Here is a 13,200-nt window from a genome sequence, read left to right as displayed (position 1 = left end):
ATGATGAAGAACGTTATCGTAGAAAAATTAGCTACCTAAATTATATTAAGATAGAAAGTTAGATAGACTCTGCAGTGTGATACAAAATAACAATAGAATATAATGGCAGTAGTTTCTCTGGCTGGCAAAAGCAGCAACACTCTGCTAACTCAATCCAGGAGAAGATAGAAAATGCTATATTTAATTTTAGTGGTGAGAAAGTTACCTTGTACTGTGGTGGCAGGACTGATGCAGGGGTTCATGCTTTAGGACAAGTTGCTCATTTTGATATGGAAAAGGAATTTGAGCTTTATAGAATAAGAAACGCAATAAATTATCATTTAAAATCAATTCCTATAGTCGTGCTCAATGTAGAAGTTGTAGATGATGCGTTTCACGCACGGTTTTCAGCAAAAAAAAGATATTACGAATACAGAATAGTTAATCGCTATGCTCCTGCCGCTCTGGAGACGGGTTATGTATGGCAAGTGTTTAGCCCACTTGATGTAAATATTATGCGTGAAGCTGCTAAACATCTACTTGGAAAACATGACCTTTCAAGTTTCTATTCAAAAGATTGTCAAGCTGCGAATCCGATAAGAACAATTGATGATATCGATATAATACAAAACGGGAGCCATATACACATCAAAATATCTGCTATTTCCTTTTTACATAACCAAGTGAGGATTATTGTGGGTACTTTAGTTGAATTTGGAAAAAATAGAACCAATCCGCAAGAAATGCTACATATATTAAGCCAATGCAAAAGAAGTGCCGCTGGGGTTACTGCACCACCTTTTGGCTTATATTTGGTAAAGATAGATTACTAATTAATAAAAAATAACATTCTTAGTGAAATAAGTGTCATACCGCCACGGTATCTCCAGATCCCGCTAACAAGCAGCGGATGACGTGTTTAAGTTCTCATTGGCATCACTACATATAATACACTTGAATCGTCTTCATCAGTGATAATTGTAGCACTATTACCATCGGCTAAGCTAAACTTACATTTATTTTTTATACAGGATAGAACATCAAGCAAATAACGCGAGTTGAACCCTATTTCTATAGGGGCTTTATTGTAGTCCGCTTCTATGGATTCAGTTGCATCACTGCACTCTTGAGAGTTTGAATGCAAAGTTAGCAGCTTTTCTTGTAGTGAGAATTTAATGGATTTTACTTTATCAGATACAACAACGGAAACTCGATCTATAACATCTAAAAGTTTTTTACTTTCAATAATCATATGCTTATCTTGAGATGCTGGAATAACTGCTTTATAATTTGGAAAAGTCCCATCTATTAATTTTGATATTAGAATATATTCACCGCATGTAAACTTGATTTTTCTGTCTGAAAGTTTTATATTAACTTCATTACAATCGTCCAATATTTTTAACAGCTCCATAACAGTTTTACGTGGAATGATCACACCAAATTCATCATTGATGTTCCCAGGCTTTGGCCTCTTTATACATGATAAACGATGGCCATCAGTTGCAACGCAGTACAGAAACTGCTCATCCGTATGCAGATATATTCCATTTAAATTATACCTTGTATCATCTAGTGATACAGCAAATTTTGTTTTAGTTAATAAGTCTATCAGGTCCGTATTTAGTAGAATAAAATCATGTTTATAATTGTCTTCTTCAAGAGCAGGAAAGCTGCTTGAAACTACATTCGGTAAAGAAAAGTTTGCATTTCCACAAGACATCAATAATTTTCCTTGGTTGTTTACTTCAAAATTGACATCCAAATCAGCGGGTAACTTCTTCACTATGTCATGTAAAGTATGCGCTGAAATTTTTACTTCTCCTTCTGTTAATACGGTTGCAGCAAGTGAGGCAAACATTGAAATGTCAAGATCAGTTGCCATTAGTTTTATGCTGCCGTGTTGTGCTTTGATATTTATACATGCCAAAACATCTATTGCATTACGCCTTTCAACCACTCCACTTACTCTGGATAATGTATTTAAAAGACTTGTGCGGCTCACGCTAAAACGCATCTGCTCGCACACAGAATTTTGCTTTTTGATTTCTGTATCTACACCTGCAACCTCTGACATTGCTAACTCTCAAAAATATATTTTAAATGATATCCACATCCCATATAAAGTAAAGTGCTATTTATATTTCCATTGAAAGAGTAGTCTAGTTTATACTATAGCTGGGTATTCTGTTACAATAAGTTTACTTTGTATGGCATAAATCATGCATTTTTTGATACGCTTTTTGAAAACCAAGTAGGGAATAAGTATCATCAATGGTCACTGTTTTTGTTTTTCCATTAACTACCATTGATAATCCCTGCTTCATTTTTAGAATGAGATCTTGATCTATTTTTGTATGCTCTGCCCACGCAAAACTTCCCTGTATTATGGGCAATGTATATTTAATTTTTTTGTCGATATTGAGAGCTACAGGCTCCTTGTCATACTGAAAACCAGAGGTAACGCTTACCTCATCTGCTTTTTTATCAACATAACTAACCATTACATATGGCTTGCGGTTGGTTGTATAATGTTCGCTTTTTTTTTTAGGATAGGATACAATATAACATACTTTCTCTCCATCTTCCAATGCAGTATACACGAGCCAATCTTTATATTTTTCCTTCAGTTGCACATCACTAACTGATGCAAAAGCGTCTATCGAAAAAAATATTAGAAATATAAAAAAACTACGCATGCAAACCAAATTTCAAACTTTCAGATTGTATATATCGTTTTACCTTAGCCATCGCCTGCTCAGCCAACTGCCTTATTCTTTCTCTTGAAACACAATACTTTTTACTAAGTTCATCCAGAGTTTGAGTGTTTTCAGACAAATATCTACTGATAAAAATGTCTCTTGCCCTTTCGTTGAGGCTCGCTAGTGCATTGTTTAAAATTGTTTCTTTTAATTCTTTTTCTTCATGATTCTGATAGGTTACTTCTTGACTGACCAAGTTACATGGGATCATATCTTGCAACTCCCTTTTAGAGTCATCACCTATTTTTATGCAATCGTTTAGCGACTGATCCTTACAAGCCAAACGGTAATTCATCTGCAGAACGTCTCCTTCGGATACAGAAAGCTCATTAGATATTGCTTTTATTTCTTCATTACTTAAAGTTTCCCTGTTTGTATACTGTAAAATTCTTTTTTTTATTTTACGTAAACTAAAAAATAATCTTCTTTGTGCTTGCGTTGTACCTATCTTCACAAATGACCAAGATTTCAATATAAAGTCTTTTATTGAAGCTTCAATCCACCACACTGCATAAGTTGAAAAACGAAACCCTAAATCAGGATTAAACTTTTTTACTGCATGCATTAAACCCATATTCCCTTCCATGACCAGGTCCATCAACAATAGTCCATAATTTTTGAATTTCATTGCAATTTTCACTACCAAATTCAAATGGCTGGTAATCAATTTATGAGCAGAAGAAATATCCTTGTATTGGTTCCAATTTTTTGCTAGTTGTACTTCTTCCTCTTGAGACAGCATGGGAAATTTTCGCACCCTAGCAATATATTGCATGAGATTGGTTCTGCTATCAACACATAAGCTTGCCATTGGGGTCAACATAACAACTTAAATTAAAACTTCATGCATATAATATATTGATTTTCCAGCAAAAATTCAAGCTTTGATTTGAAAAAAGTACAAATTTTCCATCTAATTTCTTGGAGACAGTAGGCCGCAGTGTTAGCTAATTGGACAACATTATGTAACTTTAGATAATATTCTACCAGTACAATGGTGAACATTATAGCTTAAACACATAGCAAGTAGTGTTATTCCAGTGCCTTGACACTGGAATCCACATTTCTTTTTTCTAGATCCCAGTGTCATGCTACTTGGATGACAAGAAAAAACCCACTGGGATAACAAGACTGAGATAGACTAGAAATTAAACGCTACTCCAGCTTCTGCACCAACAGTGCTGTAAAAAACTGTATGTCCTCCTTTATCTTTACCGGTCGCACCAGAAGTTTTATCGAAATTAGCACCGTAAGAGCCGAAATAACGAGCTCCAGCGTAGAGTTTGATTTCTGGAGTTACGTCATAACTAACACCAGCTTTTACTTGACCAGCAAAACCAAATTTACTGTTTTGATCATTTATAGCGGTTTTCAAAGGAGTGCTAATATACGCTGCACCAACACCAACACCAATGTATGGAGTGATAGGCATATCTTCAATTGCTACATCGTAATAAACGTTAACTAGTCCTGAAATTGCTGTTAAATTATCTGCAACTGTGTCACCTGCTACATCTGCATCTTTATTCAACCATGAGTAAAGTCCTTCAACGTCAACCCTGATGTCGTCCATTTTATAACCAAACGCACCACCGCCAGCTATAAAAGATGCTTTTAAGGGACTATCCTTTTCTTTGCCTGTTACATTTGTAATACCATCAACTTTTGTGAAAAGAGGTAAAATTTCACCGTTGTATTGCAAACGAACGTAGTAGCTAGTTTCTTCATCACTTATTGGACCAACAGGATCTGAGAAAGCAGAGTTTGATAAACTTAGCAACGTTGCTAAAGCGGCTGCTGAAAAAAACTTTTTATAATGCATAATTGTCCTCGTAAAAAAAATTAAAATTCCACTTTAGCAGTCTAAGTAACAACTAAAGTTAAGTCAAGTGCTAACTTAATAACACAAAATATTCTACATTTTAACTAATTTTTAGGAGAAGACAAAGATTTTATTAATGAATAAATAGAGTTACACGACTTTTGATTTTTTGGTATAGCTAATACAGGTAAGATTTACTATCGAAAGACCTCGTCATCCCGCTGCTTGTTAGCGGGATCTAGAGATACCGTGACGGTATGACGTAGGACTTGCTGTCATTCCGCTACGTGTTAGCGGCTGAGATACCACGAATGAATCGCGGTATGACGGTTAATTATTCCGCGCGGGATGACAAGAAAGGAGCAGCAGGATGACGCCTCACCATGTCATTCCAGTGCTTGACATTGAAATCTAGTCCTTATTATGCAGCCTACTTGACACGTTCATTAAAGTTAAGTTTCCTGGATCCAAGTAGTCAGGGCACTGGGATGACAGGGGAAGGTACTAGCCTGACAACCGTCATCCCGCTACGTGTTAGCGGGATCTAGAGATACCGTGACGGTATGACGTAGGACTGCTGTCATTCCGCCACGTGTTAGCGGATGAGATACCGCGAATGAATCGCGGTATGACGGTTCGTGGCAGCAGACGATAACCTCGTCATTCCGCTACTTGTTAGCGGCTGAGATACCGCGGCGGTATGACATAGGGCTGTGCTAGCTATAGGTGCATTATATGAAGAAGTACTGGCGTTAGAAATATTAAAAAAGAAATACTTACACTAAAAGAAACTTCAGTAGTAAATTCAAAAAGGAAGTTTAAATCCAGGTGGTAAACCCATCATACCTGCAAGATCAGAAGTTGCATTTGCCATATCTTCTTCTGCTTTTTTAACGGCATCATTAAACGCTGCTGTCACTAAATCCTCTACTATATCTTTTTCCTCATTTCTCATAAGTTCTAAGTCTATGTTCACCTTTTTAGCTTTATAGCTACCTATTTTTATGACTTCCACTAATACAGAAACTTTGCCGCCACCAGAAATACCTTGAAACTCTTTTCCAATATATTTTTCTTGAGCTTCTGCAAACTTTTTTTGCATCTCTTGCGCTTGTTTCATTATTTGACTAAGATCCACAACTTACTCCTTATTTTCTATATTAACTACTTTTGCACCTTTAAACGTGTCAAGTACATCCTTAACTGCAGGTGCATAATTTAAATTACTCACTTCCCTGTTTATATAACCCGTATCAACTGTAATAACCCACTCCTGCTGAGTCACCTGGTTTAAGTAATTTTTTAAATCATTGCAAAAATTACTATCCAACTTAGATACAGCTTTTAATTTTAAATACCCAGGTTTACAATCTATTAATTGTAGATTATTACACAGTTGTTTGTAAAGATAAATTTGGTTACTCCGCCGTAATAGTTGCAAAACTTTGTCAAAATCGTAATTTTGTTGTTTATTTTCTACATGGATCCCAGTGTCACGCACTGGGATGACAGAGTGGGGTTGTTGTTTACTTTCCACATATTTTTTTGGATCCGAGTAGTCAGCTACTTGGATGACAGAGGGGGAAGGTGCAACAGGTCTGCCCTGTCTATTTCCTTGCTCTGCATTCTGTGAAAGAACTTTTTTGATCACCTGTTCCGGAGAAGGTAGATCAGAGAGATAGCAAAGACTAATTAGCATCATTTCAGCAGCAACATCGTTGCATGTTGAAGTTTTTATATCTTGAATACCTTTAAGCAACACCTTCCACAATCTCGAAAAAAATATTAAAGATCTCTTTATACTTAAATCTTTTATCCTATTCTTTTCATGCTCTGTAACTGCACTATCAATCTCTTTCGTAATTAAAAAACGGCATACTAACTGAATTGTTTGCAATAGACCTTCAAAAATACTAAGTGGGTTTGCTGTTTTTACCGCCTTGTCAAACACTAACAGAGCTTTCTGTAAATCACCTTCTAATATTGCTCCTAATAGATCGAATATAATATCTTTATCCACTAGGCCAAGTATGTCTATCACATTTTTAGTGGATATTGCACCATCTTTGCTATATAGCACTGCTTGATTCATCAAAAACAAGGCGTTACGCATTGAATTTCCAGAGTGTCGTGCAATTAATTCTAATGCTCCCTTTTCAATGGAATAACTCTCTTTTTGTGCAACATCATTTAAACGTTCCACTATTTTAGCTACAGGAATATTGTGTAAATCAAATCTTTGACAACGTGCAATAATAGTGATTGGTATCTTTTTTATTTCCGTAGTTGCTAAAATGAACTTTACACTAGATGGTGGCTCTTCTAGGGTTTTAAGTAATGCGTTAAATGCGCTGCTGGATAACATATGTACTTCATCTATAATGTAGACTTTGAATTTAGAGCTTATAGGTGAATAGCAAATATCTCCCAGGATTACTTTAATATCGTCAATGCTAGTGTGACTTGCTGCATCGATTTCAATTACATCTGGATGGCTTGAATTTTTTATTGCTAGACAGTTTTCACATGATCCGCAAGGTTCAAAAATTGGCCCCAGAGAACAATTCAAACATAAAGCTATTATCCTTGCAGTGGTGGTTTTACCAACTCCACTACTACCGGAGAGCAGTATAGATTGTGGGATTTTGTTTAAAGTAAAAGCATTTTCTAATACACGCACTAATATATCTTGACCTACTAGATCTTTAAAGCTACTAGGACGATGTTTTAATGCTATGTTCATAGCCTCGGATAAAACAAATAATGAAATAGGTATGCAACCCAAAAAGGTTCCGATATGGCTGCTTCATTTCTGATCTGACCAAATTACAGAGTTTTTGCCTGCATACCTTATAAAATATTATACTTTTTTTTTTATTTAGCAAGGTATATCCTATGTTAGTTTTATAATTTGATATGTCAGATTTTTTGCAGTGCTACTTTGGAGTAAATAACTGTTACCCAAAATACTCTTCTTCTGTCATCCCAGTGCCCAGACACTGGGATCCAGAAAACTTAATTTTAAATGAATACATCAGGCTGTTGTATAATAAGAACTGGATTCCAGTGTCAAGCACTGGAATGACACCCTTCCGGTGGGAATTGCTCTCAAACTACAATGTTCGTACAGTTGTACTGGGATCCAGATATAAAAATATTTGCAAATTATGCAATGTACAACGGATTCTAGGAGTATATGTTAAAAATAATGTCCATAATGAAATAAGCTGGATGCCAGTATCATGCACTGGAATAACAACCTATAGGTACTGGGATGACAAAGGAGAGGTGTTATGATTTTATATCATTTTCCTCTTTGTCCATTTTCACGAAAAGTTAGAGCTTTTCTAAAAGAAAAAAAATTAGGCTGCGATCTAGTGTATGAAAATCCGTGGGAAAAGCGGAATGAATTCATGGAGATCAATCCAACTGGACAAGTACCAGTATTAATAGATAATAACTTTATAATAGCGGATAGTAATGCCATTTGTGAATATATAGAAGAAACTTACAATAGCGACGTCAAATTACTTGGTTCATCCACTATTATTAAGTCTAAAATACGCGCTCTAATCAATTGGTTCGACAACAAATTTTACAATGAAGTTACTAAGTATATTATGAATGAAAAAGTAATTACTAACCGCAGCCCTGACTCTAGATTTCTTCATGCAGCTCAGCATAACCTGCCTTGCCATATGGAATACATCGAACACTTAATTAACAAGAACGTTTGGCTTGCAACTGATAAGTTCACTTTGGCTGATATTACTTTAGCGTCGCATATTTCTGTAATAGACTACGTAAATAGTTTTCCATGGGAAAAAAGTAAAATTTTAAAAGAATGGTACTCCATTGTTAAATCAAGGCCTTGTTTTCGCGAAATATTATTAGAGAGAGTTTCCGGGTTAACCCCTCCTAAACATTACGCTGACCTTGATTTTTAACTTATGTTAGCTTTAAAGCTACAGTCATTCCTTCATCAGTTGGAATCAATATAGAGAAATATTTCTTTTCATCTGATAATCTATTATTAAACTCCCTCATAGCATGCCATGATTTTTCTGATACTTCTTTTGGAGGCGATTCTAAAAATACTGTGTTAAACAGTAGAGTGTTATCTGCAACGATTAGCCCATCTCGTTTAATGTATGACTCTGCCCAATCTAAATACTTAGGATAACTGCTTTTGTCAGCATCGATAAATATCATGTCAAATGGTGCCTTTGCTGATAATTCATTAATTTTTTCCAGTGCATCGCCTTCTATTAGAGTAATTTTATCACTTAGATTAAAAGCACTAAAATTTTTTTTTGCTATTCTTGAGTGTTGAGGATTATTTTCTATTGTATATATATGACCGTCTTTCAGTAGAGCTTTTGCCATACAAATCGACGAATAACCGTATAACGTGCCAATCTCAACAATACTTTTGATTTTATGGATTTTTATAAATAAACTTAATAGCTTTCCTTCTTCAGGGCCAATCTGAATATGTTGCTTTTTTTCAAGAATACAATATTCTTCTATTGTTTTATATTCTTTTGCAAATAGATTTCTTATGTATGACAATTTTGTACTAGGATTATTACGCATTACGTTTTATATTATAAATTAGGGAGGCTTAATTCATACACAATTTATAAATATAATAATATAGTTTAAAATAATAAAAACATTTATTTTAAGTTATTATTTCATAGTATAAAATTTTAAGTGACAAGAATTATTATATATTGTACTATAGTTAACTAGTATAATAAACAATCGATTATTATGCTAGAATTAAAGGGATTGTTTATGCGCATTTCTCTTTTTAAAATATAATTTTTATAATCAATTAGAGGGGGTTATATGTCTTATACTATTGCTGGTGAAGTTGAAACGTTAAACAAAAAATCTAACAAGAATGAAGGGGTTATGTTACTACATAATCCAGCTTATCGTGAAAAGTATAAAGAACGTTTTAATGAAGCTCAGAAAAAAGTTATGGATATGGTTCAGTTTTATGATGGGACAATAATATTAATAGAGAATAAAATCGCTATGTATTACTACACTTGGCACAGTAAAAAAAGAGAGTTTGAGCGTAAAAAACAACAAACAGTAGTGAAAAACAATGACTCAGCATAGAGTCTTTTATATGGTAAGCTACAGTGGTATTACTTCACTATAGCTTTTCCATATAATTCATCTATTACGTTAGTGAAGTATTTCAGCTCTTTATACCCTTCATGTTTAACTTTATTATGCTCTATATATGACTTACCATCGTTGAGCTTGATGAAAAATATTGGAGTGGCTGTGATACCAAGTTTATTAATTGCCAGTGATTTATCATTTATGATTTTATCCATCATTTTCTTATCATTAATGCATTGGTTAAATGCATCTTGCTTTAAGTTGCTTAGTGCAGCAATTCTTTGTAGTAAAGTCAAATCACTCAAATTGGAGTAATTCCACGAATCTATTGAGTTAAAAACAGCTTTGTTAAAATTAAAGTAGTCTTCTTGTTTTTCGTAGCAATGACTTAGCATTGCAGCCTTTAGCCCTCTGTAATCCAAAGGAAAATGACGAAATATATATAACATCTTACCTGTATCTATATATTTCTCTTTAATTTTAGGAAAAACATTCTTATGAAAAAGAGAGCAGTGATAGCAAGTTAATGAAGCATATTCTATCATTAGAATTGGTGCTTTTGGATCTCCTAATAATTTATCATCAGGTAATAGTGATAGTAACTCTTTTGATGTTATTTCATTAGTTTCTTTTTGAATATGTTGGTTAACAACTGCATAAGAATCAACACTCATAAGAATTAGTAAAAACAATAGTCTAAAAATCATTACAATACAAACACTTAACTTACTAAAAAAATTACATATTTATATTAATAATGTCAAGATAACTTTTGTTTAGCAAGGCTTTCAGCCCTATCTTTAAATGCAGCAATTATTTTACTTTGTGTATATTTATATACTGAGTTTAATAAAGTGGAAAATGAGTTGGACTTAAACTTAAACTCTATATAAAACTTTACCATGGTTTTATTTTCATCTATGGGAATGAATTGCCATTCATTGTATAGATGTTTAAATATTCCATTTGATGATACAGCTTTTATCCAACTTTCATTTGTTCCACTTGGAGAAAGAGAAGTAACTTCTGATGTGTACCTTCCTTTAATTCCATGAAAAGCTGCGAGGAGATCCACAACCATTTGGTTGTTAATTTTTTCTTTTATATAAACGGCTTTGCACCAAGGAACAAAATCAGGATACCTTTCAACATCAATTACAATTTTGAATACTTCATTAGGCGAACATAGGAAGGTACCTTGTTCTCTGTATTGATGAAGCATAAATTTAGTACCAATCAAAAAAGGATCCGTATCTACCGTCAGCCTTAGTAGATTCCTGAGACCTGAAGTTAAGGTGGGCATCGCATATTAGTTTCAACGAAACCAGCAGAGGCAATTCCCTTCTCTAGAAATTATCGCTCGGGAAATTTAACTTAACTCATAACGCATAGCACAGACCCCTACTTGAATTATAGATGATTTACACAGGGCATGTCTATAGGTATATTAAAGTCAGCGATTATTATTTAATCTTTATTAAATTTTGCATTTTAAGTATTATAGTTTATCTTATGAACATTACTAAAGTTTTAATCATTATTGTTTTTATTGTAATTTCTTCAAGTGCTTATACTAATTGTACAGATCACAAAATTTTTGTGCATACTATGAAGCAACAAGTGGATGGTATATCTACAAAAGGAAATAGAAAAAACCTAGAGCATGTACACGAAAAGCTTCAGGAGGTCATTCAGAATAATGTTAACCTCAAAGGAATATCGCAATTCGTTATAGGGAAACATTGGGCTTTAGTTAAACAAAAAGAAAAAGAAGATTTTTTAAGAGAGTATGAAGTGTATCTTACGCGTTTGTGCGTTAAAATTTTATATAAATACATGCATGATAGTGAAATGATCATAATGAGTGCAAAAGCAGTTGACGATGAAACTTGCTTAATTGGTACAAGGTTCTCTTATGGCGATGAAGAATTTACAAATATTGATTTTAAAGTTACTAAAAATAACAGTTCTTTCTTGATAAGTGATGTTGTAATGAGTGGAATAAGTATTGCTATTAATCAACGTTCTCAATTTAGTGAGAAGATTGATACGCATGGTATAGCGAGCGTTATAGATGAATTAAGGTGCAATAATGATCTATATGCCTCATTGGCCTAAGCCACTTGGTAGCAGGCCGAATGATTTTTCTCTTGATCGCATAAAAGGCTTTCTTAGCAAACTAGATAACCCCGAGAAAAAAATGCCTCCCGTAATTCATATAGCTGGAACTAATGGGAAAGGCTCAACACTAGCATTTATAAGATATATAATGCAAGCAGCAGGGTATAAGGTACACGCATACACTTCTCCACATTTGGTGAATTTTAATGAAAGAATAGTTATTGCAGGCAGTTATATCGACGATAATGAATTATATAGCTTGTTAGAAGAATGCCGTGCCGTAATTGCAGAACAACCTATCACTCTGTTTGAAGCTGCAACTATTGCAGCTTTTTTAGCTTTTTCTCGTCATAAAGCCGATATAACTTTAGTTGAAGTGGGTATGGGTGGAAGGCTTGATGCAACAAATGTTATAGATAATCCGATTTTAACAATCATTACTTCCATTGCACTTGATCATACAGAATATCTTGGCCCTACTGTAGAAACCATAGCAGGTGAAAAAGCTGGAATAATGAAACCTAATATTCCTTGTGTAATAGCACCACAAAAAAAGTCTATAATGAATACACTAGAATTCCATGCAATAAATAAGAAATCTCCTTTATATAGAGGAGGCTTTGAATGGAATTGCAAAAAAAAGAACAACAAAATGGTTTTTCAATCAGCTATTCAATCAATAGAATTTCCTTTGCCGTCTTTAAAGGGTGATCACCAAATAATCAATGCAGGAAACGCCATTGCAGCATGTAGCATTTTGAGTGGAAAATATGGATTTGACATTGGAGAAGAGGATATCACTTCAGGTTTACAGCATACCTATTGGCCTGCACGACTGGAGCGTATAAAAGAGGGCAATTTAATTTCTTTATTACCAAAAGATTGGCAATTATTTTTAGATGGTGCGCACAATAATGATGGTGCTAGAGTGCTATCTCAGTGGGTAAGAGATAACTTTGCTGAAGGTGTCTATATAATTTTTGGTGTTACTCGTAACAGAAATGTAGAAGAGTTCTTAGAACACTTAAAACCATATATCAAACTACTATGTGCGGTTTGTGTTAAGTCTGAACCTAAAGCAACAAATACAAATTTGATTAGGGAAAAAGCCAATAACATAGAAATAAAGGCAGTTGAATGTGAATCAATTGGCGATGCAATATCAAATCACATATTAAAAGCCTCTATCTATAATGTAAAAACCATACTAATCTGTGGCTCGTTATTTCTAGCCAGAGATTTGAGTATGGAGAATAGCTAACTTTAATGATATAGCTGACCCAAGCAACGCGTCATACCGCCGCGAACCGTCATACCGCGATTCATTCGCGGTATCTCTTAGCCGCTAACACGTAACAAAATATCAACTGTTCT

16 protein-coding genes, 2 other RNA genes and 1 pseudogene are annotated in these 13,200 nt (G+C 34.2%); 7 read left to right on the top strand and 12 right to left on the bottom strand.

The features are described from left to right. Positions 1-86 precede the first annotated feature (86 nt). Positions 87-812: a tRNA pseudouridine(38-40) synthase TruA gene (gene truA / locus OPR43_RS06200; RefSeq protein ID WP_265035690.1), complete on the top strand. Its 726-nt coding sequence runs from the start codon at positions 87-89 to the stop codon at positions 810-812. A gap of 86 nt (positions 813-898) precedes the next feature. On the opposite strand, the gene dnaN is transcribed toward truA, so the two are convergent. The 5 genes from dnaN to OPR43_RS06175 all read right to left on the bottom strand — a co-directional run bounded on the left by dnaN (position 899) and on the right by OPR43_RS06175 (position 4,563). Further along, on the bottom strand, positions 899-2,056 hold the full coding sequence (gene dnaN, locus OPR43_RS06195; RefSeq protein ID WP_265034555.1) for a DNA polymerase III subunit beta: 1,158 nt from the start codon (positions 2,054-2,056) through the stop codon (positions 899-901). Between the two features lie 124 nt (positions 2,057-2,180). After that, positions 2,181-2,678 (bottom strand): invasion associated locus B family protein, encoded by a 498-nt coding sequence (locus OPR43_RS06190; protein ID WP_265034554.1) that lies wholly within the window; start codon positions 2,676-2,678, stop codon positions 2,181-2,183. After that, positions 2,671-3,564 (bottom strand): RNA polymerase factor sigma-32, encoded by an 894-nt coding sequence (locus tag OPR43_RS06185; protein WP_265034553.1) that lies wholly within the window; start codon positions 3,562-3,564, stop codon positions 2,671-2,673. The genes OPR43_RS06190 and OPR43_RS06185 overlap by 8 nt, the downstream gene beginning before the upstream one ends. Positions 3,565-3,702: 138 nt before the next feature. After that, entirely contained in the window at positions 3,703-3,870 is a 168-nt protein-coding gene (locus OPR43_RS06180) for a hypothetical protein (protein ID WP_265034552.1), read from the bottom strand. A 12-nt stretch (positions 3,871-3,882) separates the two neighbouring features. After that, positions 3,883-4,563: an acyloxyacyl hydrolase gene (locus OPR43_RS06175; RefSeq protein ID WP_265034551.1), complete on the bottom strand. Its 681-nt coding sequence runs from the start codon at positions 4,561-4,563 to the stop codon at positions 3,883-3,885. 383 nt (positions 4,564-4,946) lie between these two features. Here OPR43_RS06175 and OPR43_RS06170 point away from each other — a divergent pair, with 383 nt between their 5' ends. Further along, the gene (locus tag OPR43_RS06170; RefSeq protein WP_265034550.1) at positions 4,947-5,111 is read left to right on the top strand and encodes a hypothetical protein; all 165 of its coding nucleotides are present in this window, start codon (positions 4,947-4,949) and stop codon (positions 5,109-5,111) included. A gap of 257 nt (positions 5,112-5,368) precedes the next feature. Here OPR43_RS06170 and OPR43_RS06165 read toward each other — a convergent pair whose 3' ends face one another. The 3 genes from OPR43_RS06165 to ffs all read right to left on the bottom strand — a co-directional run bounded on the left by OPR43_RS06165 (position 5,369) and on the right by ffs (position 7,421). Continuing rightward, positions 5,369-5,683 (bottom strand): YbaB/EbfC family nucleoid-associated protein, encoded by a 315-nt coding sequence (locus tag OPR43_RS06165; protein WP_320109942.1) that lies wholly within the window; start codon positions 5,681-5,683, stop codon positions 5,369-5,371. 21 nt (positions 5,684-5,704) lie between these two features. Then, positions 5,705-7,306, bottom strand: coding sequence for a DNA polymerase III subunit gamma/tau (gene dnaX / locus OPR43_RS06160; RefSeq protein WP_265034549.1), 1,602 nt, complete (start codon positions 7,304-7,306; stop codon positions 5,705-5,707). A 15-nt stretch (positions 7,307-7,321) separates the two neighbouring features. Then, an RNA gene (gene ffs, locus OPR43_RS06155) (signal recognition particle sRNA small type) lies at positions 7,322-7,421 on the bottom strand. Positions 7,422-7,533: 112 nt separating this feature from the next. Here ffs and OPR43_RS08265 point away from each other — a divergent pair. Then, positions 7,534-7,749: pseudogene (locus OPR43_RS08265) on the top strand (WPE palindromic element domain-containing protein); the annotation flags it as partial. 107 nt (positions 7,750-7,856) lie between these two features. Then, on the top strand, positions 7,857-8,510 hold the full coding sequence (locus OPR43_RS06145) for a glutathione S-transferase family protein (protein ID WP_265034548.1): 654 nt from the start codon (positions 7,857-7,859) through the stop codon (positions 8,508-8,510). A gap of 1 nt (position 8,511) precedes the next feature. Here OPR43_RS06145 and OPR43_RS06140 read toward each other — a convergent pair whose 3' ends face one another. Further along, the gene (locus tag OPR43_RS06140) at positions 8,512-9,159 is read right to left on the bottom strand and encodes an O-methyltransferase (RefSeq protein WP_265034547.1); all 648 of its coding nucleotides are present in this window, start codon (positions 9,157-9,159) and stop codon (positions 8,512-8,514) included. A gap of 258 nt (positions 9,160-9,417) precedes the next feature. Here OPR43_RS06140 and OPR43_RS06135 point away from each other — a divergent pair, with 258 nt between their 5' ends. Further along, positions 9,418-9,696, top strand: coding sequence for a DUF2671 domain-containing protein (locus OPR43_RS06135; protein ID WP_250295262.1), 279 nt, complete (start codon positions 9,418-9,420; stop codon positions 9,694-9,696). A gap of 29 nt (positions 9,697-9,725) precedes the next feature. Here OPR43_RS06135 and OPR43_RS06130 read toward each other — a convergent pair whose 3' ends face one another. The 3 genes from OPR43_RS06130 to ssrS all read right to left on the bottom strand — a co-directional run bounded on the left by OPR43_RS06130 (position 9,726) and on the right by ssrS (position 11,108). Further along, a complete protein-coding gene (locus OPR43_RS06130; RefSeq protein ID WP_265034546.1) occupies positions 9,726-10,412 on the bottom strand; it encodes a DsbA family protein in 687 nt (228 codons plus the stop codon). A 53-nt stretch (positions 10,413-10,465) separates the two neighbouring features. Further along, entirely contained in the window at positions 10,466-10,927 is a 462-nt protein-coding gene (locus tag OPR43_RS06125; RefSeq protein ID WP_341812822.1) for a type II toxin-antitoxin system RatA family toxin, read from the bottom strand. Between the two features lie 19 nt (positions 10,928-10,946). Beyond that, positions 10,947-11,108: non-coding RNA, 6S RNA (gene ssrS / locus OPR43_RS06120), on the bottom strand. A gap of 109 nt (positions 11,109-11,217) precedes the next feature. On the opposite strand from ssrS, the gene OPR43_RS06115 reads away from it, so the two are divergent. Then, positions 11,218-11,823, top strand: a complete 606-nt coding sequence (locus OPR43_RS06115; protein ID WP_265034545.1) for an MlaC/ttg2D family ABC transporter substrate-binding protein — start codon at positions 11,218-11,220, stop codon at positions 11,821-11,823. Then, positions 11,798-13,087 carry a bifunctional folylpolyglutamate synthase/dihydrofolate synthase gene (locus OPR43_RS06110; protein ID WP_265034544.1) on the top strand — a complete coding sequence of 430 codons (1,290 nt, stop codon included), beginning with the start codon at positions 11,798-11,800 and terminating at the stop codon, positions 13,085-13,087. Before OPR43_RS06115 ends, OPR43_RS06110 begins: the two co-directional genes overlap by 26 nt. The last annotated feature ends 113 nt before the right edge of the window (positions 13,088-13,200 follow it).

It is taken from the genome of Wolbachia endosymbiont (group A) of Apoderus coryli, assembly GCF_947251615.1.
Classification (GTDB): Bacteria; Pseudomonadota; Alphaproteobacteria; order Rickettsiales; family Anaplasmataceae; genus Wolbachia.
Note: the sequence above shows the minus strand (reverse complement) of the source record. Positions and strands in the feature narration are given on the sequence as shown.